Genomic DNA, 24,629 nt, shown 5'->3' on the forward strand with positions numbered 1-24,629 from the left:
GAAACCGAACCTTTACAACGGAATCACTTGAACTTCTGCTGGCCTGATGGCAACGTGATCCATAACACGAAAACGCGCGCGACGTGCCTGACCAGCCAAGGGAGCAGACGTGACACAGGGGACCGACCTCGACCACCTCCGGAACTTCGTCGACGGGAAGTACGTCGACACGATCGACGGAATCCGCAGTGACATCGTCGACCCGGCCACGGGCAAGGTCTTCGCCACTGCTCCCGTCTCCTCCGCCGCCGACGTCGACCACGCCTTCCGGGTCGCCCAGCGCGCCTTCGAGAACGGGTGGCGCGACACCACCCCGGCCGAGCGGCAGATCGCCCTCAACCGGTTCGCCGACGCGGTCGAGGCCCGCGCGGACGAACTGGTCGAGGCCGAGGTGCGCAACTGCGGCAAGCCCGTCGCCCTGACCAGGAGCGAGGAGATCGCCCAGGTCCTGGACGCGCTCCGGTTCTTCGCCGGGGCCGCCCGCAACCTGGAGGGCCGCGCCGCGGGCGAGTACATGGCCGACCACACCTCGTGGATCCGCCGCGAGCCCATCGGAGTCGTCGGCCAGATCTCGCCGTGGAACTACCCCATGGCGATGGCCGCGTGGAAGATCGGCCCCGCGCTGGCGGCGGGCAACACCATCGTGCTCAAGCCCTCGGACACCACCCCGGTCTCCACGCTGCTGCTCGCCGAGATCGCGTCCGAGTTCCTCCCCGCCGGCGTGTTCAACGTGGTCTGCGGTGACCGCGACACCGGGCGCGCGCTGGTCGACCACAAGATCCCGCAGCTGATCTCGCTGACCGGTTCCACCCGTGCCGGGTTCGAGGTCGCGCAGGCCGGTTCCCGCGACCTCAAGCGCCTCCACCTGGAGCTGGGCGGCAAGGCGCCCGTCATCGTCTTCGACGACGCCGACGTCGAGCGCGCCGCCGCCGGGATCGCCGAGGCCGGTTTCTTCAACGCGGGCCAGGACTGCACCGCCGCCACCCGGGTCCTCGTCGCTCCGGGCGTCCACGACGACTTCGCCGCCGCGCTGGCCGAGCAGGCCCGCGGCACCGTGACCGGACCGCCGAGCAACGCCGACGCCCTGTTCGGACCGGTCAACAACGCCAACCAGCTCGCCCGGGTCAGCGGCTTCCTGGAGCGCACCCCCGACCACGCGGAGATCCTCGCCGGCGGAGAGAGGGTCGGCGACGAGGGCTTCTTCTACGCCCCGACCGTCGTGTCCGGCCTCCAGCAGGGCGACGAGCTGGTGACCGACGAGATCTTCGGCCCGGTCATCACCGTTCAGCGGTTCACCGACGAGGACACCGCCGTACGGTGGGCCAACTCCGTCGAGTACGGCCTGGCCTCCAGCGTCTGGACCCGGGACCACGCCCGGGCGCTGCGCGTCTCGCGCCGCCTGGACTTCGGCTGCGTGTGGATCAACACCCACATCCCGATCACCGCGGAGATGCCGCACGGCGGCTTCAAGCACTCCGGGTACGGCAAGGACCTGTCCATGTACTCCTTCGACGAGTACACGCGGATCAAGCACGTCATGAGCTACATCGGTGACTGACCCGGAACCCGACCCGGCGACCGCCCCGGACCGCGACCACGCGGCCGGGCGGTCCGACCGGCATCCCCCTGGAACGCGATCTGATAGGAACCACCCCGCCATGGCAACCAGCACCACCACATCCGCGCCCGAGGCGGCGATCGAGCCCCCGACCCAGGCGGGGGAACCCGCCATCAGCCTGGAGGGCGTGACCAAGTCCTTCCGTTCGGGACCGGAGACGGTCACGGCCGTGACCGGGGTCGATCTGACCATCGGTACGGGGGAGTTCTTCTCACTGCTCGGCCCCTCGGGGTGCGGCAAGACCACGACCATGCGCATGATCGCCGGGTTCGAGGAGCCGACCACCGGCACCGTCCGGCTCGACGGCCGCGACGTCACCGGTGTCCCCGCCAACCACCGCGACGTCAACATGGTCTTCCAGAGCTACGCGCTCTTCCCGCACATGAGTGTCGCCGACAACGTCGCGTTCGGGCTCCGGCGGCGCGGCGTCGCCAAGACCGAGATCCGCACCCGCGTCGCCGAGATGCTCGACCTCGTCGAGCTGGGCAACCGGGCCAAGCACCGGCCCTCCCAGCTCTCCGGCGGCCAGCAGCAGCGGGTCGCGCTGGCCCGCGCCCTGGTCAACCAGCCCGGCGCGCTCCTGCTCGACGAGCCCCTGGGCGCCCTCGACCTCAAGCTCCGCCAGTCCATGCAGGTCGAGCTCAAGCGCATCCAGCGCGAGGTCGGCATCACCTTCGTCTACGTCACCCACGACCAGGGTGAGGCGCTGACCATGTCGGACCGCATCGCGGTGATGAACCACGGCCGGGTCGAGCAGCTGGGCACCCCGGCGGAGATCTACGAGCACCCCGCCACCCGCTTCGTCGCCGACTTCATCGGGACCAGCAACCTGCTCACGGGCGTGGTCCGGGACCGGTCCGACGGGGGACCCTGGCGGATCGGGGTGGGCGACGGCGCCACCGCCCTGGCCGCGGAGCTGCCGGACACGGCGGAGGCGGGCGGCGAGGTCCACCTGACCGTCCGCCCGGAGAAGGTCCACATCGGCACGGCCGAACCCGAGGGGGCCGTCAGCCGGGTGCCGGGGACGGTCACCGAGACCGTCTACCTCGGCTCGGCCACGCACTACCAGGTCGACATCGGCTCTGACCAGCAGGTCACGGTCTTCCAGCAGAACACCTCGGACGCCAGCCTGATCGCCGAACGCGGACAGCGGGTGTGGCTGTCCTGGCGACCCGAGCACTCCTACGCGCTGCCCGACTGATCCGACCGCGACCGGGCCCGCGGGCACCGCTCCGGACCGACCCGGCCACCACAGCCGCATCCCCCGACCAGAAGCAGGGAACCCGACATGAACCACCGTCCTCGCCCTCACCTCGACCCGGCCCGGTCCTCGCTCCTGCGCGGTCTGACCCGCGCCCGGCGCAACTCCCTGACCCCCGGCGGTCTGCCGGCCCGCGGCATGACCCGCCGCGGCACCCTCCAGGCGGGCGGCGTGGCCGCCGCCGCGCTCGCCCTGTCCGCCTGCGGGGTCGGCGGCCAGCAGCGCGAGGCCGAGAACGTCGAGGACTACTGGGCCGGCAAGGAGCGGACCGGCTCCCTGCGGTTCGCCAACTGGCCGCTGTACATGGACTCGGACCGCACGCAGCTCCAGCAGTTCACCGAGGCCACCGGGACCGAGGTCGACTACAAGGAGGACGTGCAGGAGGCGGCGTCCTTCTTCGGGCAGATCCAGCCCAAGCTCGCCAACGGCGACGACACCGGGTACGACCTCATGGTGCTGCCCAACGGGTTCGAGCTCGCCAAGCTCATCGAGCTGGGCTACCTCGTGCAGCTGGACCACACCAGGCTGAACAACTTCGCGGACTACGCCGGCGAGGTGTACAAGAGCACCGCCTACGACTCGGGCAACCGGTACACCGTCCCCTACGCCTCGGGGATCACCGGCATCGCCTACAACCCGGAGTACGTCGACCGGGAGATCACGAGCATCGCGGACCTGTGGGACCCCGCGTTCGAGGGCAAGGTCGGCATGATGTCCGACTCCCAGGAGATCGCCAACTTCGGCCTTCTCTACAACGGCGTCAACCCCGCCGACTCGACCCCGGAGGACTGGGAGGCCGCGGCCGCGGCGCTGCGGGAGCAGCGCGACGCCGGGATCGTCCGCTCCTACTACGCGCAGGACTTCATCCAGCCGCTCACCAACGGCGACCTGTGGATGACCATGGCCTGGTCCGGTGACATCTTCCAGCAGAACGCCGAGGAGGGCACGAACCTCAAGTTCGTCGTCCCCGACGAGGGCGCCACCCTCTGGACCGACTGCATGATGATCCCCTACACCTCGCAGGCGCCGGTCGACGCCATCGAGCTGATGAACTTCCTCTACGAGCCGGAGATCGCCGCCGGGCTCACCGAGTACATCGCCTACATCACGCCGGTCCCCTACGTCCAGGAGGTCTTCCAGGAGTGGGTGGACGCCGAGGGCGGCTCCGAGCGTGCCGAGGCGCTCACGGAGATGGTCGAGAGCACCCTCGTGTTCCCGACGGAGGACGAGTACCAGCGGCTGCACAGCTTCGTGAACCTGGCGGCGGAGGAGCAGGACCAGTTCGCCTCCATCTTCCACGAGATCACCCAGAGCTGACCGCCATGAGCAACCGCAACCTCACTCCCTACGTGCTGGTCCTGCCCGCCTGGGTCTGGCTGGCCCTGTTCTTCGTCGTACCGATCGGCGGGATGCTGTCGCTGTCGCTGACCACGGGCAACGTGGTCACCGGCTTCCAGCAGACCTTCGAGGTGGGCAACTACGTGACGGCCGTCGGCTCCTACTGGGAGCAGATCGTCCGATCCCTGTTCTACGGCGCCTGCGCCACGGTGCTGTGCATCGTCATCGGTTACCCGATGGCCTACTGGATCGCCTTCCGGGGCGGATCGCACAAGTCCACGTACCTGCTGCTGATCCTGCTGCCGTTCTTCGTGTCGTTCGTGCTGCGGACGATCTCGTGGCGGTTCCTGCTGGCCGACAACGGCGTCGTGCTGGGCCCCCTGAAGTCGGTCGGCCTCCTCCCGGAGGGCCTGGCCGTCCTCAACTCCGCCCCCGCGGTGATCCTGGGCCTGGCCTACAACTTCCTGCCGTTCATGGTGCTGCCGATCTACGCCGTCCTGGAGCGCATGGACCCGCGCATGGTGGAGGCCGCCCACGACCTGTACGCGGGACGGGTCCAGGCCTTCCTGCGGGTGATCCTGCCGGTGTCGCTGCCCGGCGTGTTCGCCGGCGTGCTGATGACCTTCATCCCGACCAGCTCCGACTACGTGAACTCGTCGGTGCTGGGCGGCACGCACAACACGATGATCGGCAACGTCATCCAGACCCAGTACCTGGTCAACAACAACTACCCGATCGCCTCGGCGATCACCTTCGTCCTCATGGGGCTGCTGCTGGTGGGCATCTTCAGCTACGCGCGGGCCCTGGGAACCGAGCGGGTCATGGAGGTGCACACGTGAGCACCGGAGTCGACACACCCACCGCGCCCGCCCCGGGCGCGCCGGAGGGCGCCGGGGCGCGGAGGCGTCCCGCGCGTGCGCGGAGGCGGACCGACTGGGGGCGCGTCTACACGATCGCGGTCCTGGCCTGGCTGTTCCTGCCGATCCTGTTCATGGCCGCGTTCAGCTTCAACGACCCGGCCGGGCGGCACAACGTCACCTGGCAGGGGTTCACGTTCCGCTGGTACCAGGACGCGCTGGCCTACCCCGACCTGAACCAGGCGATGTTCAACTCGGTGACCATCGCGCTCCTGACGATGGTCATCTCCGGTGCCCTCGGCACCCTCCTGGGGCTGGCGCTGGGCCGTTTCACCTTCCGGGGCAAGCAGCTCACCAACCTGGTGATGTTCTCCGCGATCAGCGCGCCCGAGGTGGTCATCGGTGCCGCCCTGCTGTCCACGTTCCTGATGATGAACGTGACCACGGGGTACTGGACGACGGTCGTCTCGCACGTGATGTTCTGCGTGTCCTTCGTCGCCATCACGGTGCGGGCGCGCGTCATCACGCTCGATCCGCGGCTGGAGGAGGCGGCGCGCGACCTGGGCGCCGGACCGTTCGCCACGTTCCGGCTGGTCACCCTGCCGATGCTGTTCCCCGCCGTGATGTCGGGCGGACTGCTGGCCTTCGCCCTGTCCATCGACGACTACATCATCACCTCGTTCGTCAGCGGCGACGTCACGACCTTCCCGCTGTGGATCTGGGGATCCACCCGTGTCGGTATCCCGCCGCAGGTCAACGTCATGGGAACGCTGCTGTTCCTGGTGGGTGTGATCCTCGCGGTGGTGAACGTCATCAGCAGTCGGCGCAGGAGGTGAGCGGCGGGGCGTTCCCACGGGGACGCCCCGCCGCCACGGCACCGACCCCGCGCGGCGGCCGCACCCGAGGATCCCGGATCCCGGGTGTGTCGCACGTGCGGCGGTGGAGGCGGTCCGGCACCATCCGTCCTTGCCGGACCACCTCCCCCTTCCCCGGACCGGGGACCCGTGCCCGCCGGACGTCGGCGGACACGGTCACGAGAAAACGGAGTGATAACCCATGGCCGACGGAGCGACCGCGCGAGCGGAGAGGGCGCTGGAGGGCGCCAGCCCGAAGGTCTTCTGGCTGGACCCCGAGATCGAGGGCCACGACGTACCCGAGGCGGCGCCGTCCCTGACCGGCGACGTCCACGCCGACCTCGTCGTGGTCGGCGGCGGGTTCAGCGGACTGTGGACCGCGCTCACCGCCAAGGAACGCGACCCGGAGCGGGACGTGGTGCTGGTGGAGGCCAGAACCGCCGGATGGGCCGCCTCCGGGCGCAACGGCGGATTCTGCGCGGCCAGCCTCACCCACGGGTACGACAACGGCGCCGAGCGCTGGCCCGAGGAGATCGCCGAGCTGGAGCGGCAGGGCCGCGCCAACCTCGACGGGATCGAGGAGGCGGTCCGGCGGTACGGGATCGAGTGCGAGTTCGAGCGCACCGGGGAGATCCTCGCGGCCACCGCGCCGTGGCAGGCGGAGGGCTTCGAGGAGTCGGCCGCCGCCCTGCACGCGCTGGGGTACGAGGCCCAGGTGTGGGACGCCGAGCGGATGCGCCGCGAGGTGGACTCGCCCACCTACGTCGGCGCGCTCTACGAGCCCGACGCCGTCGCCATGGTGCACCCGGCCAAGTTGGCGTGGGGTCTGCGGGCCGCGTGCCTGGAGTCGGGCGTGCGGATCTTCGAGGACACGCCGGTGCGCGCGATCCGGTCGACGCACTCCGGGCTGCGTCTGGAGACGAGCGGGGGAGCGCTGCACGCCCCGAAGGTCGCCTGGGGCACGGGGGCCTTCCCGGGGCCGCTGCGCCGCCTGAAGCACTACCTCGCGCCGGTGTACGACTACGCGCTGATGACCGAACCGCTGAGCGACGAGCAGATGGCCTCGATCGGCTGGAAGGCGAGGCAGGGCCTGAGCGACGCCTCGAACTTCTTCCACTACTACCGGCTGACCGCGGACAACCGGATCCTGTGGGGCGGGTACGACGTCGTCCACCACTACGGGGGCGGGGTGCGCCCGGAGTACGACCAGCGGCCGGAGACCTTCCGGAAGCTGGCGGAGCACTTCTTCGAGAACTTCCCGCAGTTGGAGGGTGTGCGGTTCACGCACACCTGGGGCGGGGTGATCGACACGTGCAGCCGGTTCTCCGGGTTCTTCGGTACCGCGTACAAGGGTCGGCTGGCCTACGCCGCCGGGTACACGGGCCTGGGCGTCGGGGCCACGCGTTTCGGCGCGCAGGTGATGCTCGACAGGCTCGACGGGCTGGACACCGAGCGCACACGGCTGCGGATGGTGCGGGAGAAGCCGCTGCCGTTCCCGCCGGAGCCGGTACGGTCGCTGGGCATCGGGCTGACGCTGCGGGCGACGGCCGCCGCCGACCGCAACGGCGGCAGGAGGAACCTCTGGCTGCGGACCCTGGACGCGATGGGTCTGGGTTTCGACAGCTAGCCCGTGCTCGTCGGGGCCTTCGCCCCGCTTCAGCCCGGGTGGGGTCGCCCCCCGGGGCGCATGCTCCGAACACGAGGGTTCCGGGACCGGAGGGGTGAGGGCTTCCGGTCCCGGACGGGCTCGGCCCGGGCCGGTTGCCGGCCCGGGCCGAGCCACGTCAGGCAAGAGGTGGGTAAGTCCTGGTAAGGGTTGTCCCGGGCGGTACGTGGCGCGGCCACCGAATCGCCGCCCCGTGTCCAGGATGGTGACATCCGCCCCGATCCAGGTTCACCGCGTGGCCGCCCACCTGCCCGAGTTCCCAGGCCGCGCGGTGTCAGTCTGTACCGCTCCGGAGCCCCGGTGCGGGTTCCGGAGCACCCCGGAACCCCCGCCCCCGCACGGTCAGTACCCGCGCCAGGCGCCCCGCTGGTAGTCGATCACGCGGGGGTGCATCAGGGTGGACTCCTCCACCCCGGGATCGCGCCGGTCCATCGGGAACACCAGGGAGGCGGCGAGCAGTTCCTCGTCGAGGAAGCGCAGGGGCGGCGCGTCCCCGGGCAGCGTCGGCGTCGGCGCCGTGTCCTGCGTGGCCAGGTAGAACCCCCAGTTCCCGAACGAGGGCACGTCCACGTTGTACGGGGTCGCGGCCAGTCCGGCCTCCTCCAGGGTGTGGGACACGCTCCAGAACGCCTCAGGGGCGAAGAACGGGGATCCCGCCTGGACGACGAGGCGGGCGTCCTCGGCCATCGCCTCGGCGACCAGCGCGTAGAACTCCACCGAGTACAGCTTCGAGGTGCCCACGTTGTCCCCGTCCGGGAGGTCGGCCACCACCGCGTCGAACTCCCTCCCGTTCTCCTGGAGCCAGCGGAAGGCGTCGGTGTTGACGACCTCCACCCGAGGATCCTGGAACGAGTCCCCGTTGACCTGGCGGATCACCGGGTCGGTCGACGCGAGCTGCACGACCGCCGGGTCGAGGTCGACCAGGGTCACCGAGGAGACGTCGTCGTAGGCCAGGATCTCCCGGAGCGCCAGACCGTCGCCGCCGCCCAGGACGAGGACGTCCGCGCGGGGGCCGTCCATCACCGGGTGGATCAGCGACTCGTGGTAGCGGTACTCGTCCAGGGTGGAGAACTGGAGCGACCCGTTGAGGAACATCCGCACGTCCTCCCCGTCCATCGACCGGGTGAGCACGATCTCCTGGTACTCGGAGCGCTCGGCGTACACGATCGGGTCGCGGTACAGCGCCTGGCGCGCGTCGACCTCGAACTGGTCCGCGTAGGCGAAGGCCAGTCCGAGCACGCCCACGACGAGCACCAGACCCGCGGTCAGCCCCGCGTACGCGCGGCGGCCCAGCTGGTCGCGGAACAACCACAGGACGACCGCGACCCCCACCACGGCGTTGAGCGCGCCGACCGTCACGGAGCCCTTGGGCAGGCCCAGGAGGGGGAGCAGCAGGAAGGGGAAGGCGAGGCCGCCGATCAGACCGCCGACGTAGTCAGCGGCGAACAGGTCGGCGACGGCCTCGGAGGCGTCCTGCCGGCGGATGCGCTGGATGAGCGTCATCAGCAGCGGGATCTCCGCGCCGATCAGCGCGCCGATGACGAACGCGAGCAGCACCAGCGCGGGCTGGTAGGCCTGGAACCAGGCGAAGGCCCCGTACAGCAGCAGCACCGACAACCCGCCGACCAGCGACAGCAGGCCCTCCACGATGGCGAAGGCCAGTGCCGGGTTGCTCAGGAACCGCTTGGACAGCAGCGAGCCGATCCCCATGGCGAACACCATCACCGACAGGACCACGGAGGCCTGGGTGATGGTGTCGCCCAACAGGTAGCTGCCGATCGCCACCAGCGCGAGCTCGTACACCAGGCCGCACGCGGCGCACACGAAGACCGCCGTCAGTACGAGGAACCGCGCCACGCGCGGCGGTACCGGGAGCCCGGGGGTCGGTCGGGTGGTGGTCTCGGTCAACGGAGCACGCCTAACTGCTGTGGGGAAGGGGCCGACCGTGGTCCGGGGCCGACCGGTGCGGTGGTTCTCGTCCCTCAGGTGAGGGCCGCCGCGACCACCAGGGCGATGGCCACGTGCGCCGTGGCGCTCACCCACGTGGCCGGGTGCGGCTCGGGGTTGCTGATCATCCGGGCGATCTTGACCGGGGTGACGAGGTCGATCAGGAGGAAGGACACCGCCATGACGGCCAGGCCGATCGCGCCGTAGACCGCGGTGGACAGGAGACCGGCGGCCAGGCTCACCTCGGACTCGCTGCTGAGGATCGCGGAGAGGACGACGACGGCCGTCCCCAGCGTGTTGGCCGACACCAGCAGCACGGCGTTGGTGTTGCGGTCCTCCCAGATGAGCTTGTGCAGTTTGCCCGGGGTGAGGAGGTCGACCACCAGGTAGCCGACGAGGAGGACGGCGATGCCCACGCCGCCGTAGGCGAGGGCGGACAGGGAGTTGAGGAGAAGGTCGTTCATGATCCTTGCCTGCGAGGTTGGGGGAAGGGGGTCGGGAAGTCGTGGTACATGCCGTGACGTGCCTGAATGCTACTTGCCGAAGCCGGAGCCGCCACCGCGGTAGCTGCTGCCGCCGCCGCTGTTGAAGATGAAGAAGCCGCCTCCGCCGCCGGAGCCGCCGGAGCCGTTCTCGCAGTCGTCGTCGTCGTAGGTCGGGTCCGAGACGTAGTCGTCGTCCGGGCAGTAGTTGGTCGAGCCGTTGTCACAGGACGCGATCAGTACCAGGATCACGATGACGGCCGCGACGATCACCAGCACCGTGATGATGGTGTTCCTGCCGGTGTTGTCGGAGTCGTGGGCTCCGCTGGCGTCTTTCATGTGGGGATCTCCTCATGGGTGGGGGATGGTCACGTGTAGTGCGGTGAGCCAGCGCACCGCCGTGCGCGGGGGGACGTCACGCACACGGTCGGCACCCCTGGTCCGTTCCCGTGGCGTACACATGGGCTGGGGGCGTCCGCGTCCGAAACCGCAGGCTACCCGCCTCTACAGACCGAAGCCGGGGCCTTGGCCCCGGGTGTCACGTCCGCTTCCCCCGCTGTTGGAGCCGCCGCTCCCGCAGGAGGTCGGCAGCAGGGCGAGCAGGGCCGCCCCGGCGGTCGGGCCGACACTCGCGGCCAGGGTGCGGCCGGCTGCGGGGATCATGGGGGGTCTCCTCGGTCAGGGGGTCACCGATGTCGCCGTCGACACCAGTTCGCCGCTTTGCGGGTAGGCGTGCCAGGTCCGCCAGGTGAGCGGCGCTCCGGGGGTCAGGTGCAGCGCGGTCACGGCGAGGGGGTCGCCCGGGAAGGTGACGTACAGACCGCCGGAGGAGTCGGCCGCCTCGTCGCGGAGGCGCTCGATCCGGCGGGCGAGGTCGTCGGCGGCGAGCGTCTCGACGGTCGACGTGAACCGGTAGTCGCCCAGGCCCCAGGAGGGCAGGACGGCGTCGCCGGGCAGCCCGCCGGTGAACCCCGGCAGACAGGCGACCGTCTCGACGAGGGGGTCGGTCCCGTCCCCGGGGCTGCGCTCCACGACGACCTGGTGGGAGGCGCCGAGCACCCGTAGCTGGACGCGCAGCCCCGGCCGCTCGACGGTGCGGGCGGCCAGGGGCTCGACCACGGGGTGGTTCAGGGTCCACACCAGGTCGGCGGCCCGGGTGTCGACGAAGGGCGTGCTGATGCTCGCGCGCACGTGCCGATCAGCTCCCGGGGTAGATCGTGAAGCTGCCGGGGAGGATCTTCTGGCCGGTGGCGGCCTCCCAACCGCCGTGGTCGAACCGCTCGAAGGACAGCAGCGCGCCGGTGTCGGACTCGTAGTCGGCGTAGTCCAGGCCGCCCTGGGCGCGCAGGCCGGTGGTGCCCTCGGAACGGTAGGAGCCGGTGCCCTTCTCCTCCAGCCGGTAGGTGACGCCCTCGAACTCCAGGGTCCGGGCGTGCGGGGTCAGTTCGGTGTCGGGGCGGCCGGTCCACAGGACCAGCTCCAGGTCGGGGTCCTCCTCCACGGAGAGCCAGCGCTTGCCGCCGTCGACCTCCAGGAAGTGCTCGGACCAGGTGAAGCCGCCCTCGGACAGGCGCAGGGAGCCGCGGATCCAGGTGCGCTCGTGCCCGAAGTCGAGCATGTCGCCGGCCTTGAGCGTGCGCGGGTCGCCGGTGGTGTCGCCCTCGTTGGCGAACGGGTCCCGGGGGGTGGAGTACGAGGACTTCATCGTCGATTCCTTCTTGCGTGAGCGGTTCGACATGATCACGACAGCGATCAGGATGCCGACGACGATCACCAGGAGCAGCAGTAGGAGTGCGGTGGTCACGGTTCCTCGCTTGGCTGTGGGGTGGAGCTGGTGCCAACGGCGCCCGCGGGCGTCCTTCCTCTGACGCGTGCGACGGCCGCCCGGTTTCGTCCGTGGCCGGAAACGGCCAGGGACGGAGGCCGCCCGGCGGGGGAACGCGCGGACGGCCCTGCGACGTGGGAAGACTACCTGGAGCGGTGTGGGTCGCCGGTCTCCGCGGGCAGGTTGTCGTCGGCGCCCCAGCGGCTCCACGAGCCGGGGTAGAGCCGCGTGTGCGTGTACCCGGCGTGTTCCAGCGCCAGGAGGTCGTGGCAGGCGGTCACGCCGGAGCCGCAGTAGGCGGTCACGGTCGCGGCGGAGTCCGCCCCGAGCCCGGCGAACCGCTCGCGCAGGACCTCGGGGGCGGCCAGGAGGCCGTCGCCGTCCAGGTTGGCGGGCCACTCGGCGCTCCGCGCGCCGGGGACGTGGCCGGGACGGGCGTCGACGGGGGCGGGCGCCTCACCGGTGTAGCGGCCGTACACGCGCGCGTCCAGGACCAGGTGCGCGGGGTCCTCGGTCTGGGTGGAGAGCGTGGGTGTGTGCACCACGCGGTCGGCGGGCCAGGCGCGGGCGGTGCGGTGGGCGGGGTCGGGGGTCACGTGGCCCGTCTCCAGGCCGCCCTTCCAGGTCGCGAGGCCGCCGTCGAGGAAGGCGGCGGGCGTGCCGAGGACGCGCAGCATCCACACGAGCCGGGCGGCGACGGAACCGTTCGCGTCGTCGTAGACCACGACCGCGGTGTCGTCGCCGACGCCCAGGCGCCCGAGCGCGGTGGCGAAGTCGGTCGGGGAGGGCAGCGGGTGGCGCCCGCCCTCGGGGCTGGCCGGGGCGGCCAGGTCGGTGTCGACGTCGGTGAACACGGCTCCGGGCAGGTGGCCGGAGAGGTAGGCATCGTGACCGGAGCGGCCGTCGAGGTACCAGCGGGAGTCGACGACGACCACGTCGTCGCGGTGGTCGCGGAGCCAGTCGGCGGACACCGCGACGGGGAGGGTCAAGGGTTCGGACATGGCCGCCAGCCTAGAACCTCCGGGGCGGCGGCACACGGCCGCCTCGCTGGGAGCCGGGCCGGTCAGCGGCGGTCCGCGCGGTGCACGCGCAGGATCCACCACAGCCCGACGACGGGCAGGACCAGGGGGACGAACCCGTAGCCGGAGCCGAACCGCGACCACACGGTGTCGTCGGGCAGGAGGCCGGGGACGAGGACGCTCAGCGCGCCGACCGTGAGCACACCGACCAGTTCGGCGCCGCACGAGGCCAGCGCGACCATGCGGGACGTCCGTCCGGCACGGGCCAGGCAGACCGCGGCGACCAGGTAGACCAGGCCCGCGGCCACCGAAAGGCCGTAGGCCAGGGGAGCCTCGTCGAACCTCGTGACCAGCTGGTAGGAGCCGCGTGCGGTGGCGGCCAGGGCGAACACGGAGTACACCGCGACCAGGAGCCGTCCGGGGCCGGTGCGCAGGGTTCTGTCGGCGTGCGCGGCGGTGTCAGACAACGGGGTTCCAGAGCTGTTCGAGGCGGACCAGGAGGACCGGGAGGACGAGGCAGGCGAAGGCGATGACGGCCGGACCCCACTTGCTGCGCTCCATGAAGCCCCACACCGCGCAGGCGGGCGGCAGGAGTACCACCGTGGCCAGGTAGGACACGAACATCGCCGTCTCCGCGGGGCGCTCACCGCCGACCATCGCCACGGTCGAGACGACCGCCTGGCCGATCACCAGGAGCCACAGGGCGCCCATGCCGACCAGGTGCGGAACCATCATCGGCCGGTCGCGGAAGGTCGAGACGAGGCACCAGCCGGCCATCGCCAGCGACGCCATCTGAATGGTCATGGTCAGCCAGTCGACCACGGCGCCTCCGCTCACGCTCGTTGCCTGGCGTCCGCCCGGGTCAGCGGTCCACCGTCAACGACACAGCGTAGTACTCGCGTGCGACCGGATCGGACCGGCCCCGGGGAGCCGGGCGATGACGCTCCGACGACGTGTTGGATATCGTCCTTGCTGGCACCATCATCCCCCGAGGGTGCGCGGCCCAGCGCGGCACACCCGCTCCGCCGCCCGTCCATTCCCCAGCGGATCAGCCCCCACACCGGAGCGCTCCCATGTCCTATCCCGAGTACCCGTCGAACCCCCAGTACGGTTCCCCGCCCAACCGGCCGGCCAGGCGGGGCATGTCCACCGGCGGCAGGATCGCCCTCAGCGCCGGGTTCCTCCTCGCGTTCGTGACCATCGTGGTGCTCCTCATCGCGATCGTGAACGCCGTCACCGGTGACGGCGACGACACGGCGTCCGCCCAGCAGCCCGCCCAGGAGCAGGGGCGGGACACGGCGCAGACCGGCACCGGGAGCTCCGCCGAACCCGGCGCGGAGGAGACGGAGGGCACGGAGGAGACGGAGGGAGCGGAGGAGGGCGACGGCGACATCGTCATGACGGCCACGGACGCGGGCACCGCGGGCGACATCCTGGACGGCACCGTCTACACGGTCGTGGACGTCGAGATCGTCAACAACTCCGACGAGTCGATCGACATCAACCCCGTCTACTTCACCCTGATCCTGGACGACGGCCTGACCGTGAGCGCGATGGACAACTACACCGCCGACATCGACTCCTTCGGGATGGTGACGGTGCGGCCCGGGAACAGGGCCTCGGGACAGCTCGCCGCCGAGGGCGAGGTCACCATCGACCAGGTGGAGTTCAGCGAGTTGTACGGCATGGGGGGAGGGGTGTCGGTCATCGCCGACGTCGAGTGACCCCGTGTGCCGAGGCCGGCCGGACGTTCGGCCCCGGCGCGGTGGCCCGGCGCGGTGGCCCGACGCGCTCGGACGCGGCCCCGGACAGGGTCGCGGGTGTGGCGGAGGCGGCGCGGCGGGGCCTCCGTGCGGCACGATGGGGACGATCCGACCCTCCCCGGGGAACCGTGCCCCGGAAGGGAGGTCCACACCAGGAGGTGACCCCCGTGCGGTCCGCACACACCGTCAGCGCCGTCCGCGAGGCCGAGTACTCCCTCATGGCCCGCCTTCCCGAGGGCGCGCTCATGCGCCGCGCCGCGACCGGGCTCGTCTCGGAGTGCGCCCGGCTGCTGCCCGGCGTGTACGGGGCGCGTGTGGTGCTGCTGGTCGGCACCGGGGACAACGGGGGCGACGCGCTCTACGCGGGCGCCGCCCTGGCCGCCCGCGGGGCGGCCGTACGCGCCCTGCTCGCCGGGCCGCGCGCCCACGAGGGCGGACTGGCGGCCCTGCGCGCGGCGGGCGGGAGGGCCCGGAGTTTCGCGAGCGCACCGGGCGACGGCGCGGAACTGTTCGACGCCGATCTCATCGTCGACGGACTGCTGGGGATCGGCGGGCGCGGCGGGCTGCGCGAACCGTACGCGACGCTGGCCGTGCTCGCGGAGAACGCCCCGGCCCCCGTCGTCGCCGTCGACCTGCCCAGCGGAGTGGACGCCGACACCGGCGAGGTGCCCGGCCACGCCGTGCGCGCCGACGTCACCGTCACCTTCGGCACCCGCAAGCCGGGGCTGTGCGTCGACCCGGGCGCCGCCCGGGCCGGGAGGGTGCACCTCGTCGACATCGGACTCGCTCCCGAACTGGGCGGACCCGCGCTGGTCGAATCGACGTCCGGGGACGTGGCCGCGCTCCTGCCGAGGCCGGGGACGGAGTCCGACAAGTACCGCCGGGGTCTGCTCGCCGTCCGCGCGGGCTCCGAGCACTACCGGGGCGCGGCCGTCCTGACCGTGGGCGGTGCCCTGCGCACGGGTGTGGGGATGGTGCGGTACGGGGGTGCGAGCGCCGCCGTCGACCAGGTGCTCGCGCGTTGGCCGGAGACGGTCGCCGCCGACCTCGACCCCCGGTCCAGCACCCGGCTGGACCCCGGTCGCGCGGCCGCCGTCGTCATCGGACCCGGCCGGGGCACGCACCCGGCCAACGCCGACGAACTGCACGTGGTCCTGGAGAGCGACCGCCCCCTGCTGATCGACGCCGACGCGCTCACCCTGCTCAGCGGCAACGGCGGCGCACCGTTGGCGCGGACCCTGCGGGAGCGCTCCGCGCACACGCTCCTGACCCCGCACGCCGGTGAGCTCGCCCGCCTCCTGCCCGGCAGTGAGCGGGCCGACATCGAGGCGCGCCGCGTGGAGCACGTGCGGCGGGCCGCCGAGGAGTACGGCTGCACGGTCCTGCTCAAGGGGTCGACCACCCTCGTCGCCCAGTCCGGCCTCCCCGTGCTGGCCAACCCGACGGGGACCCCGCTGCTGGCCACGGCCGGTTCGGGCGACGTGCTTGCGGGGGCGATCGGCGCGCTGCTGGCCGGCGGACTGCCCGCCTACGAGGCCGCGATGTGCGGTGCCTACCTGCACGGGCGTGCGGCGGTGCTGGCCCGGGGAGGGGCGCCGATCAGCGCGTCGGACCTGCTCGACGGCCTGCCGCTCGCCGTCGCGGAGGCGGGGCGGGCCGCCTGACGCGGAGCTCCGGTCCCGGGTCCGGCGGCTGGTCCGAGCCCGGGGCGGTTCAGCCCCTCCGGGCCCGGTCGAGGCCGCGCTGCACGATGTCGGTGATGAAGTAGTCGCCGGGGTCGCGCTCGTCGCGCAGCACGTGGACGGTGGAGTCGTCCACCCACAGGAACTCGGTGTGCTTGCCGGGCTCCAGCCGCGGCGCGGACAGGTCGCCCTCCACCCGGACCAGGTAGTCGATCTCGCGGCGGGTGACGCCGTCGCCGGGGTCCCAGTCGAGGGAGAACAGCTCGGCGAGCACCCCGGTCAGGCGCCAGCCGGTCTCCTCCCCGACCTCGCGGGCCAGCCCCTCCAGCATCGTCTCGCCCGGTTCGACGTGGCCGCCGACGATGTCCCAGCAGTGCGGGAACACCTTGCGGGTGGGGGAGCGGCGCTGGGCGAACACCCGCCCCGAGGGGTCGGCGATCACCGCCCCCGCCACCCAGGTCCGCCCGTCGGACGTGTCCGGGAACTCGATCCCCGGTGCCACCTCGATACCGTTCACGCGTCCTCCCCGACGTCCTCGCTGTCGACCGGCAAGCCTACGTCGCCGCCGCGCCCGCCGCGCCGGGGCAACCGGAGTGTGAGCAGCTTGGCGCGCGGGGCCAGCTGCGCGGCCAGGTCGAACACCGCCTCCGTGCGGGAGTGGTCCTCGTCCAGGACGGAGAACAGGTTCACCCCGAGGTAGAAGGTGATCGCCCCGTAGGCCACCTCCCGGGCGGGCACCAGCCTGGCCAGCGGCGACCCCCCGAGCACCCGCTCCCACTCCTGCTCGATGAAGGCGATCCAGGGCTCGGCGCGCTCCTTGATCTCCGGGCGCAGCTCCGGCTTGGTGACGGCGGCCGCCACGAGTTCGGAGAACTCGGTGATGTAGCCGCGCTCCAGGTCGGTGCGGTAGATCCGGGTCGCCGCCGCCACGAGCTCCTCCAGGGTGCGCGCGGGGGCGGTCAGTTCGCGGTACATGGCCAGCCGCTCGGCGCTCGACCTGTCCAACGCGGCGAGCAGAAGCTGGTCGACCCCGCCGAAGTGGTAGAAGACCAGCGCCGCGTTGGCCTCCGCGCGTGCCGCGATCGCCCGCGCCGACGCCCCCGCGTACCCCTCCTCGCGCAGGACCTCGCCTGCCGCGGCCATGAGCCGCTCCTTGGTCTCCTCGCTCGTCCTGCGTCCGCCGCCGCCCCTGGCCATGACCCTCCTTGCGCTCCGCGATGGGTTCATCATACGGTTTAATCAAGTGATTAAATCGACTGGTTTAACCATCCGTCGAAATGAGGGAGAGCGAACCTGCCGTGTCCGAGGAACCCCACCGCCCCCCGTCCCCCGCACGCGCCTGGCTGGCGCTGCTCCTCCTGGCGCTCTTCGCCCTGCTGCTCCTCCTGCGCGTCACCCACTGGGGGCGCCTGGACCAGACCGCGCTGTTCTACGTCGGCCTTCCCGCCCTCATCGCCCTGCTGGTCGTGTGCACCGCCCGGCCGCGCTCGGCGGTCGGCGTCGCGATGGCGACCACCACCGTCCTCCTGGCGCTGTCCGGTCCGCTGCTCGGCGAGGGCCTGGTGTGCCTGGTCATCGCCGCGCCGCTGATCTACGGCGTCGTCGCGCTCGTCGCCTGGGTGTGCGTGGCGATCCGACGGGACGGCCCCGGTGCCCGGCACGCACTGTTCTCGGTGCCGCTGCTCCTCGCCCTGACGCTGGAGGGCGTGGGCGGGGCCAGCCTCCTGCCCGCCGACGACCGGGGCGAGGGGGAGGTCCTGGTCGACGCGTCCCCCGAGGCCGTCGCCGCGGCCCTCGCCGCACCGCCCGACTACACCGAGCCGGACGCGCTCTTCCTGCGCGCCGTGCCCTTCCCCGAGCCGCTCGGGGCGACGGGCCAGGGGCTGGCGGTCGGCGACACCAGGACCGTCACCTTCACCCGGGCGCGGTCGCTGGGGGTCGGCGCCGAGTGGGTCGACCAGCACATGGAACTGGTGGTCGTCCAGAGCGACGTGCGGTCCGACGGCGGACGCGTCGTCTTCGAGGTGACCGCCGACACCGCGTTCGCGCGGTGGATGGACATGCGCCGGGCCGAGGCGGTGTGGACGGCGGAGGGCGACGGAACCCGGCTGGCCTGGGCGATCGAGTTCGAACGCACCTACGAGCCCTCGTGGTACTTCGGGCCGCTCCAGTCCTACGCGACCGACCTGGCCGCCGCCTACCTCGCCGACACCTTCGCGGCCGCCGCGACGGAGGAGGAACGGTGAACCCCGGACCCCGCACCCCCACCCCCTCCGGGGGACCGGACCCCGAGCGCCTCCGCGCGGAGCGGCGCCGACGGACCCTCGCGGCGGGCGTCGTCGCCACCTTCGCCCTCGTCACCGTCCTGCGGGCGCCCTGGGAGGGCCTGGACCCGACCCGGATCCTGTACACCGCCCTCCCCGCCCTCATCGCACTGGTGCTCGTTCTCGGCGCTCGCCCGGGGACCGCGGTGACCGAGCGGACGGTCACCACCGCCCTGGGCCTGGCGATGTCGGGTCCCGTACTGGGCGGGTCCCTGCTCCGGCTGATCCTCTGGACCCTGCTGTTCCTCGCGGTCGTGGGGGCGGTCATCACGGTCAGGGACGCCGTCGGCCGACGCGGGCCGGGGCGGCCCCCGGCCACGGACGGGCCCGCCGACGCCTCCGGGAGCGCCGAGGGGGGAGAGGGCCGGTGAACCCCGAACTCCACGCCGGGCTCGTCCGGGGCCTCGGCCTGTTCGTCCCCCTGCTGCTGCTCACCGGTCTGTGCCTGTGGCGCGCGCCCCGTCCGCGCGAGATCGCCGCGGTGATCGTGGCCAGCTCCTGGTCCCTGCTCACCCTCGTCCCGCTCAACCTGTACGCCCTGCGCGCGGGCTGGTGGACCTTCCACACCGACGGCGCCGAGTGGCGCGGTGTCCCCCTCGACCTCCTGCTCGCCTGGGTCGTGCTGTGGGGCGCCCTGCCCGCCCTGCTGCTGCGCCTCCTGCCCGTCCCGCTCCTGGCCGGACTGCTGGTCTGGATCGACGTGACCCTCATGCCGCTGGCCGACCCCGTCATCGACCTGGGCGCCTTCTGGCTGGCCGGGGAGCTGACCGGCGCCACGGTGACCCTCATCCCGGGGCTCCTGCTCGCCTACTGGACCCGGAACGGCCAGCTGGTGCACGCCCGCGTCTGGACACAGGCCGCGCTGGCGGGCGGGCTCATGGTCGGTCTGCCGATCCTTGTGCTGGGGCCGGTCCCGTCCGGCCCGCAGACCCTCGCGGTCGCCCAACTCCTCCTTCTGGCGGGGCTGCCCGGCCTGGCCGCCGCGCGGGAGTTCGCCCGGGTGGGCGGCGGCACCCCGCTCCCGTACGACCCGCCGGGGCGCCTGGTCACCAGCGGCCCCTACGCCTTCGTGCGCAACCCCATGCAGACGTCGATGGTCGCCGTCCACCTCGTCCTCGCCGCCCTGCTGCGCGAACCCCTCGCCCTGTTCCTGGCGGTGTCGGCCGTGGCCTACTCCGTCGGACTGGCCGACTGGCACGAGGGCGCGCAGTTGCGTGAGCGCTTCGGGCAGGACTGGACCACCTACCGGTCGCGGGTACGCCCCTGGCTGCCCCGGTGGCGGCCGTGGCCCGGGCGGACCAGGGGCGTGCTCCACGTCGACGCGCACTGCGACCTCTGCCTGACCCTCGCCCGCTGGCTCACCGTCCGGGCGCCGATCGCCCTCGACATCCGCCCCGCCGCCGAGCACCCCGACGTGCTGTACCGCCTCACCTACGAGACACCGGACGGCCTGCGGTGGAGCGGGGTCTCCGCGCTGGCCCGGGCGATGGAGCACCTCAACCTCGGGTGGGCGCTCACGGGATGGGCGATCGACCTGCCCGGCGTACGGCACCTCGTCCAGCTGTGCGGCGACGCCTTCGGCGCCGGACCGCACCCGGCCCGCGTCCCGCGCGCCGACCAGGGCGGACCCGGGGTGCCCGCCCCCGCCTGAGCGGGGCAGGCGGTGCACGGGGTGTGGCTCCGGTGCCCCCGGGAGTGAGAGGTCGCGTGACGCGCCCCACGCACCTCGCCGTTATGCTCGGTCCGGGCCGCCCCGCCCCCACGGCGCGGCAGGCCCGGACCGCCCCCTGGCACGGCACGAGGACATCCATGGAAGAACAGGCCATGCTCGCGCGCGACCTCGTTCTGCGCGTCTGTGCCGGAGCCACCGAGCTCGACCCCCACTGGATCAGGGCCGGGGGCAAGGTCACGACCCCGTTCGTCGTGCCCCGCGACCGCAACCTCATCCGCGCGATCGTCTCCGCCGGCCGCGCCATGGGCGTCTCCCGGCTCCTGGTCTGCCGCACCCGGGCCGAGTTCTCCTACGACGCCGTCACCGAGGTCCCCCTCGACACCGACACCCTCATCGACCTCATCCGCGGCTGGGGACCCCACCCCACCGACTTCCTCGTCTGCGTCGAGGACTTCTCCGCCGCCGTCCTGGTCGCGGCCGACGAACTCACCGTGGCCGCGGGTCCCGCCGACTTCGTCCGCGAACTCGTGGGCGCCGACATCCCCCGGGCCCGCGCCGCCTTCGCCGCCCGCGCGAGGGCCGACGGCGGCGTCCAGCTCACCCGCGCCGCGCAGCTCTACGGCTGCGCCGCCGCCGGGGCCAGGCACACCAAGACCCCCCGCGTACCCGGCCCCGACCCGGCCGAACGCCTCGCGCGCGGGTTCGAGCGGGCCCGCGCGCGCTCACCGCGCACCGTCCGCGCCCTGCGCGCCCTCCGGGGCGCCTGGGGATGGGCGATGCTCGTCGTCCTGCTCGCCGCGCCGCTGGCCGTCCCCGGGCTGGACGCCGTGATCCCGGCCCTGGCCGCCGCCCTCCTGCTGCTCCTCCAACTCGCCTGGCCCGCCCGCTCCCGCACGGTCTCCTTCGCCGACCTGCTGCGGACGGCCGCCGTCGGCGCGGCCCTGCTCTGGCCGATCGCCGCCGCCGAGGCCGCCCTGCTCCGGCTCCTGGGCGCCGAGCCCTACGGCGTGGTCGGCTACGCCTACGTCGCCGTGCCCGTGGAGGAGCTGGGCAAGCTCACCCCGCTGCTGCTGTTCGCGCTGGTCGCGCGGCGCCGCGCCCGGCGCCTGGCCGCCGTCGACCTCCTGCTGCTGGCCGCCGCCTCCGGAGCGGGTTTCCAGCTGGCCGAACGCCTGCTCACCGAGGTCGCCCTCGGCGCCGCCGACGTCTCCGCCGACGGCGGGATCCTCCTGCCCGGAGGCACGACGGTCACCGCGCCGGACGGGACCGTCCTCGCGGTCTTCGCCGGGCACGCCGTCACCACCGGGCTGGTCGGGGCCGTCCTCGGCCTGGCGATCGTCGGTCGCCGGTACGGCGCGTGGCTCTGGCTGCTGCCGCCCCTGGCGCTGACGGTCGCCCTCCTGGACCACCTCAACCTCAACGCGGTGCTCGCCGGGGCCGCCCTGCACCCGGCCACGGACGTCGTCCACGGCCTGCTCGGCGGCGGGGTCCTCACCCCGTGGCTGCTCCTCCTCGCCCTGGTGTGCGCCGTCGCCATGGACTACCGGATGATCGGCACCGCGGCCGAGAGCACCCCCGCCCTGCCCGGCCAGCCTCCGCTGCCCCGGCTGCGGCGCCGGGCGTGGGGGCGGTCGATCGCGATGCGGGTCCGGGTCCCGGCCGACATCGCGCCGCTGTTCCGGCGCATCGCGCTCTCGTGGGTGGACCTGCCGGTCACCCTCGCCACGACGGTGTCGTCCATCGCGCACGAACTGGCCGTGTCCGCCATCGCCGCCCGGCGGGGGCCGACGGCGCTGTGCGACACCTGGCGTTTCCTGCGGTGGCGCCGGGCGAACGCGATGGGGGAGGCCCGGTCGGAGGGGCGGGCCTGGCGGCGCTACCCCGACCAGGGGGAGCTGACGCGAGGCGCCCGGGAACTGGCCGCCAGGCTCGGGCTGTCCGCCACCGGGGGTGTGACCGGTGCCCGGTCGGCGGGCGCGCTGTTCGCGGCGCTGCCCGTGGTGGCCGGGGTGTCGGCGGTCATCGGAGGGGAGGAGATCGCGGGTGACGCGGCGTACGCGCTGCTGGCGCTCGACCGGGCGGACACGTGGCTGGGCGGTCTCGACGCGGGCGGGACCGTGTGGGCGGCGCTGGCCCTCGTCGCGGTGGTGACGCTGCTGGTGTCGGGCAACGGGGTGCCCTACGCCCACCCGAGGATGAGCGCGTTCCTGCGCGCGCCCGGCGCCAACACGGGGGTCGTGCTGGGGATGCTCGCCCCGGGACAGGTGGGGTACGCGCTGGTCGGTCTGGCCGGGATGGCGTTGCCCCGGAAGGTGAACGGGCTGCTGGTGCGCTGACGCGCGCCGACGCCGACGTCGAGCGTGCGGTCCCGTCCTGGTGACCTCACCGACGTGAGGCCACGCCGTCATCCAACGGAATCCGACGAGATGGTCGGGCGGATGTTACGGCTGTCCCGCGGGCACACCCAGGAAGGAACACCGTCCACCACATCGGGTGTGGCGGGATGGGGGTGTCCCGGGCACGTGGGCACCGGATCGCCGTGGGTGCTTTCCAGAATCTCCTCCTGAATTTGATCGGCGAGCATCCTGATCGATTCAGCGTCCGGCAAGGAGTCCGGGAGTCTCACCATGGACCATGGCCCCCGGGGTCAAGGGCGAGGCCGACCAGCACGCCCGGCTCACCACCTCCCCAGGAAGCGCTGTCGGAACCCAGACGAAGGGTGGACCCGGGTTCGAGTCCGCTTTCAATGATGAAAGCATGCACATTTTCCGCTTCTGTGGCCGTCAGCCTGTACACGCAGGGTTGCCCGAGTTGGCGGAGGAGATCCTCCCCCCATTTCTTCACGGCATCGGAGCTCCGCTTCCTGTTCACTGCTCGGCCCGGACGTCAGCGGCCCGCGCGATGGCGCCATCGCCAGAATTTCCTGCAACATTAACTCGAAATGTCAGAATATCTTCACATCGGATCCTGTCTCCGTCGCTCACCGGAGTTGGCGTTCCGTGCCGGTGGTAGCTCTTGTCTTCGGCGCCGTGTGGCGCATTCTGCGGCATGCTCCTCCCGTCCCTCCTCCAGGAGACCCCGTTCTCCCGGACCTGGCTCGTGATGATCCTCTGCACCTGGCGGGAGATGGTGTAGCCCCAGTTGATGTTGCCGCTTCCAGCCGGACCGCCCGGACGGTGCGGAGGGACGGGCGGTCCGCACTTGACCCGTCCCCCGACGTCCGGGTCTAACGTTCTGGACGACGAGGAGGCGCACATGCGTGCAGGTGAGGCGGCCGCGGCCGCTGGCGTGACGATCAAGGCGCTGCGCTACTACGAGGAGTGCGGTCTGCTCAGGCCCGACCGCGCAGCCAACGGCTACCGCGACTACAGCGCGGAGGACGTCCGGCTGGCGGAGGAGATCCGCAGCCTCGCCGCGCTCGGCCTCACACCCAGGGAGACCAGGCCGTTCCTCGCCTGCCTGCGCGCGGGACACGAGGTGAGCGACCACTGTGCGGAGTCACTGGCCGCCTACCAGCGAAAGATCGAGGCGCTCGACCTGCTCGTCACCCGGCTGGCCCACAGCCGGGACCAGTTGATCCGCCGCCGTGACGCGGCGGCCCGGCGAGGATTTCCCGTCCCCGCCGCCACCGAGCCGACGAAGGAGCCCGACACCATGCTGCCCGAGGCCGATCCCCTGCCCGCCGACCTGCCGGCCCCGGTCGACGACGGCGCCGCTGACCACCTGCCCGGCCGCACGCTGCCCGCCTTGTCGTTCACCAGCACCGACGGCAGTGACATCCGTCTGGACGAGGTCTCCGCGGGCCGCTGGGTGCTCTTCCTCTACCCGCTCACCGGAGACCCGGCCGCCGACGTCCCCGAGGGCTGGAACGAGATTCCCGGTGCCCGGGGATGCAGCCAGGAAGCCTGCGGCTTCCGCGACAACCTCGACGCGTTGGGGGCGCACGGCGTCGAACGCGTGCTCGCCCTGTCCTCGGACCGGGCCGACTACCAGCAGGCGCTCGTGGATCGCCTGCACCTGCCCTACCCGATGCTCTGCGACCCTCGGCTCACGCTCGCGGACCAGCTCGGGCTCCCCACGTTCGAGGCCAACGGCCACACGCTCTACCGGCGCCTGACCCTGGTGCTGCGCGGCGCCACGATCGAACACGTCTTCTACCCGGTCTTTCCGCCGGACACCCACGCCGACGAGGTGGCCCGGTGGTTCCGCGGTCATCGCGATGCGTGACCGAAGCGATCGAGGGGGTGCCGTCCTGGGCGCGACGGCACCCCCTTCGCTGCCGCGGGCGAGGATGGGACGGCCTGTCCGGCACCCGGTTCGC

The 24,629-nt window shown here is 72.3% G+C and carries 24 protein-coding genes; 13 read left to right on the top strand and 11 right to left on the bottom strand.

Going from position 1 to position 24,629, the window contains the following annotated elements:
- The first annotated feature begins 109 nt into the window (after positions 1-109).
- The 6 genes from ACTVAJ_RS13450 (at position 110) to ACTVAJ_RS13475 (ending at position 7,555) form a co-directional block, all read left to right on the top strand.
- Positions 110-1,558: a gamma-aminobutyraldehyde dehydrogenase gene (locus ACTVAJ_RS13450; protein ID WP_470388452.1), complete on the top strand. Its 1,449-nt coding sequence runs from the start codon at positions 110-112 to the stop codon at positions 1,556-1,558.
- Positions 1,559-1,658: 100 nt separating this feature from the next.
- Positions 1,659-2,819 carry an ABC transporter ATP-binding protein gene (locus tag ACTVAJ_RS13455; protein ID WP_470388453.1) on the top strand — a complete coding sequence of 387 codons (1,161 nt, stop codon included), beginning with the start codon at positions 1,659-1,661 and terminating at the stop codon, positions 2,817-2,819.
- Positions 2,820-2,906: 87 nt separating this feature from the next.
- A complete protein-coding gene (locus ACTVAJ_RS13460) occupies positions 2,907-4,196 on the top strand; it encodes a polyamine ABC transporter substrate-binding protein (protein WP_470388454.1) in 1,290 nt (429 codons plus the stop codon).
- A 5-nt stretch (positions 4,197-4,201) separates the two neighbouring features.
- The gene (locus ACTVAJ_RS13465; RefSeq protein WP_470388455.1) at positions 4,202-5,056 is read left to right on the top strand and encodes an ABC transporter permease; all 855 of its coding nucleotides are present in this window, start codon (positions 4,202-4,204) and stop codon (positions 5,054-5,056) included.
- On the top strand, positions 5,053-5,910 hold the full coding sequence (locus tag ACTVAJ_RS13470; RefSeq protein ID WP_470388456.1) for an ABC transporter permease: 858 nt from the start codon (positions 5,053-5,055) through the stop codon (positions 5,908-5,910). Before ACTVAJ_RS13465 ends, ACTVAJ_RS13470 begins: the two co-directional genes overlap by 4 nt.
- Before the next feature lie 220 nt (positions 5,911-6,130).
- The gene (locus ACTVAJ_RS13475) at positions 6,131-7,555 is read left to right on the top strand and encodes an NAD(P)/FAD-dependent oxidoreductase (RefSeq protein WP_470388457.1); all 1,425 of its coding nucleotides are present in this window, start codon (positions 6,131-6,133) and stop codon (positions 7,553-7,555) included.
- Positions 7,556-7,936: 381 nt separating this feature from the next.
- On the opposite strand, the gene ACTVAJ_RS13480 is transcribed toward ACTVAJ_RS13475, so the two are convergent.
- From ACTVAJ_RS13480 to ACTVAJ_RS13520, 9 genes are all read right to left on the bottom strand, one after another.
- Positions 7,937-9,502 (bottom strand): polyamine aminopropyltransferase, encoded by a 1,566-nt coding sequence (locus ACTVAJ_RS13480; protein ID WP_470388458.1) that lies wholly within the window; start codon positions 9,500-9,502, stop codon positions 7,937-7,939.
- A 74-nt stretch (positions 9,503-9,576) separates the two neighbouring features.
- Entirely contained in the window at positions 9,577-10,005 is a 429-nt protein-coding gene (locus tag ACTVAJ_RS13485) for a DUF350 domain-containing protein (RefSeq protein WP_470388459.1), read from the bottom strand.
- 69 nt (positions 10,006-10,074) lie between these two features.
- Positions 10,075-10,362 carry a hypothetical protein gene (locus ACTVAJ_RS13490; RefSeq protein WP_470388460.1) on the bottom strand — a complete coding sequence of 96 codons (288 nt, stop codon included), beginning with the start codon at positions 10,360-10,362 and terminating at the stop codon, positions 10,075-10,077.
- 165 nt (positions 10,363-10,527) lie between these two features.
- Positions 10,528-10,686, bottom strand: coding sequence for a hypothetical protein (locus ACTVAJ_RS13495; protein WP_470388461.1), 159 nt, complete (start codon positions 10,684-10,686; stop codon positions 10,528-10,530).
- Between the two features lie 15 nt (positions 10,687-10,701).
- Positions 10,702-11,214 (bottom strand): DUF2617 family protein, encoded by a 513-nt coding sequence (locus tag ACTVAJ_RS13500; protein ID WP_470388462.1) that lies wholly within the window; start codon positions 11,212-11,214, stop codon positions 10,702-10,704.
- A gap of 7 nt (positions 11,215-11,221) precedes the next feature.
- Positions 11,222-11,761, bottom strand: coding sequence for a DUF4178 domain-containing protein (locus ACTVAJ_RS13505; RefSeq protein WP_470388496.1), 540 nt, complete (start codon positions 11,759-11,761; stop codon positions 11,222-11,224).
- Between the two features lie 230 nt (positions 11,762-11,991).
- On the bottom strand, positions 11,992-12,849 hold the full coding sequence (locus ACTVAJ_RS13510) for a sulfurtransferase (protein ID WP_470388463.1): 858 nt from the start codon (positions 12,847-12,849) through the stop codon (positions 11,992-11,994).
- Between the two features lie 62 nt (positions 12,850-12,911).
- Positions 12,912-13,334, bottom strand: a complete 423-nt coding sequence (locus tag ACTVAJ_RS13515; protein WP_470388464.1) for a hypothetical protein — start codon at positions 13,332-13,334, stop codon at positions 12,912-12,914.
- Positions 13,327-13,689: a hypothetical protein gene (locus ACTVAJ_RS13520; RefSeq protein ID WP_470388497.1), complete on the bottom strand. Its 363-nt coding sequence runs from the start codon at positions 13,687-13,689 to the stop codon at positions 13,327-13,329. The genes ACTVAJ_RS13515 and ACTVAJ_RS13520 overlap by 8 nt, the downstream gene beginning before the upstream one ends.
- 251 nt (positions 13,690-13,940) lie before the next feature.
- Here ACTVAJ_RS13520 and ACTVAJ_RS13525 point away from each other — a divergent pair, with 251 nt between their 5' ends.
- Both ACTVAJ_RS13525 and ACTVAJ_RS13530 read left to right on the top strand, forming a co-directional pair.
- Complete coding sequence (locus ACTVAJ_RS13525) at positions 13,941-14,591, top strand: DUF4352 domain-containing protein (RefSeq protein WP_470388465.1); 651 nt, start codon at positions 13,941-13,943, stop codon at positions 14,589-14,591.
- Between the two features lie 206 nt (positions 14,592-14,797).
- Positions 14,798-16,294 carry an NAD(P)H-hydrate dehydratase gene (locus tag ACTVAJ_RS13530; RefSeq protein WP_470388466.1) on the top strand — a complete coding sequence of 499 codons (1,497 nt, stop codon included), beginning with the start codon at positions 14,798-14,800 and terminating at the stop codon, positions 16,292-16,294.
- Positions 16,295-16,343: 49 nt separating this feature from the next.
- Here the strand turns inward: ACTVAJ_RS13530 and ACTVAJ_RS13535 are convergent, their stop codons facing one another.
- Positions 16,344-16,829: an NUDIX hydrolase gene (locus tag ACTVAJ_RS13535; RefSeq protein ID WP_470388467.1), complete on the bottom strand. Its 486-nt coding sequence runs from the start codon at positions 16,827-16,829 to the stop codon at positions 16,344-16,346.
- Entirely contained in the window at positions 16,826-17,509 is a 684-nt protein-coding gene (locus ACTVAJ_RS13540; protein ID WP_470388468.1) for a TetR/AcrR family transcriptional regulator, read from the bottom strand. Before ACTVAJ_RS13540 ends, ACTVAJ_RS13535 begins: the two co-directional genes overlap by 4 nt.
- Positions 17,510-17,589: 80 nt before the next feature.
- Here ACTVAJ_RS13540 and ACTVAJ_RS13545 point away from each other — a divergent pair, with 80 nt between their 5' ends.
- From ACTVAJ_RS13545 to ACTVAJ_RS13565, 5 genes are all read left to right on the top strand, one after another.
- Positions 17,590-18,558, top strand: a complete 969-nt coding sequence (locus ACTVAJ_RS13545) for a hypothetical protein (RefSeq protein ID WP_470388469.1) — start codon at positions 17,590-17,592, stop codon at positions 18,556-18,558.
- The gene (locus tag ACTVAJ_RS13550) at positions 18,555-19,007 is read left to right on the top strand and encodes a hypothetical protein (RefSeq protein ID WP_470388470.1); all 453 of its coding nucleotides are present in this window, start codon (positions 18,555-18,557) and stop codon (positions 19,005-19,007) included. Before ACTVAJ_RS13545 ends, ACTVAJ_RS13550 begins: the two co-directional genes overlap by 4 nt.
- Positions 19,004-20,287 carry a methyltransferase gene (locus tag ACTVAJ_RS13555; protein ID WP_470388471.1) on the top strand — a complete coding sequence of 428 codons (1,284 nt, stop codon included), beginning with the start codon at positions 19,004-19,006 and terminating at the stop codon, positions 20,285-20,287. Before ACTVAJ_RS13550 ends, ACTVAJ_RS13555 begins: the two co-directional genes overlap by 4 nt.
- Positions 20,288-20,445: 158 nt before the next feature.
- Entirely contained in the window at positions 20,446-22,644 is a 2,199-nt protein-coding gene (locus ACTVAJ_RS13560) for a PrsW family intramembrane metalloprotease (protein ID WP_470388472.1), read from the top strand.
- Between the two features lie 919 nt (positions 22,645-23,563).
- Entirely contained in the window at positions 23,564-24,535 is a 972-nt protein-coding gene (locus ACTVAJ_RS13565) for a MerR family transcriptional regulator (protein ID WP_470388473.1), read from the top strand.
- The last annotated feature ends 94 nt before the right edge of the window (positions 24,536-24,629 follow it).

This window comes from Nocardiopsis sp. KDC1DS13DA1, from assembly GCF_055632325.1.

Excerpts from the sequence above, each read along its gene's own strand:
- ACTVAJ_RS13560 (WP_470388472.1), top strand. The coding sequence starts at position 20,446 with ATGGAAGAACAGGCCATGCTCGCGCGCGACCTCGTTCTGCGCGTCTGT.
- ACTVAJ_RS13465 (WP_470388455.1), top strand. The coding sequence starts at position 4,202 with ATGAGCAACCGCAACCTCACTCCCTACGTGCTGGTCCTGCCCGCCTGG.
- ACTVAJ_RS13565 (WP_470388473.1), top strand. The coding sequence starts at position 23,564 with ATGCGTGCAGGTGAGGCGGCCGCGGCCGCTGGCGTGACGATCAAGGCG.
- ACTVAJ_RS13475 (WP_470388457.1), top strand. The coding sequence starts at position 6,131 with ATGGCCGACGGAGCGACCGCGCGAGCGGAGAGGGCGCTGGAGGGCGCC.
- ACTVAJ_RS13495 (WP_470388461.1), bottom strand. The coding sequence starts at position 10,686 with ATGATCCCCGCAGCCGGCCGCACCCTGGCCGCGAGTGTCGGCCCGACC.
- ACTVAJ_RS13510 (WP_470388463.1), bottom strand. The coding sequence starts at position 12,849 with ATGTCCGAACCCTTGACCCTCCCCGTCGCGGTGTCCGCCGACTGGCTC.
- ACTVAJ_RS13525 (WP_470388465.1), top strand. The coding sequence starts at position 13,941 with ATGTCCTATCCCGAGTACCCGTCGAACCCCCAGTACGGTTCCCCGCCC.
- ACTVAJ_RS13485 (WP_470388459.1), bottom strand. The coding sequence starts at position 10,005 with ATGAACGACCTTCTCCTCAACTCCCTGTCCGCCCTCGCCTACGGCGGC.
- ACTVAJ_RS13545 (WP_470388469.1), top strand. The coding sequence starts at position 17,590 with ATGAGGGAGAGCGAACCTGCCGTGTCCGAGGAACCCCACCGCCCCCCG.
- ACTVAJ_RS13505 (WP_470388496.1), bottom strand. The coding sequence starts at position 11,761 with ATGTCGAACCGCTCACGCAAGAAGGAATCGACGATGAAGTCCTCGTAC.
- ACTVAJ_RS13460 (WP_470388454.1), top strand. The coding sequence starts at position 2,907 with ATGAACCACCGTCCTCGCCCTCACCTCGACCCGGCCCGGTCCTCGCTC.
- ACTVAJ_RS13540 (WP_470388468.1), bottom strand. The coding sequence starts at position 17,509 with ATGGCCAGGGGCGGCGGCGGACGCAGGACGAGCGAGGAGACCAAGGAG.
- ACTVAJ_RS13490 (WP_470388460.1), bottom strand. The coding sequence starts at position 10,362 with ATGAAAGACGCCAGCGGAGCCCACGACTCCGACAACACCGGCAGGAAC.
- ACTVAJ_RS13455 (WP_470388453.1), top strand. The coding sequence starts at position 1,659 with ATGGCAACCAGCACCACCACATCCGCGCCCGAGGCGGCGATCGAGCCC.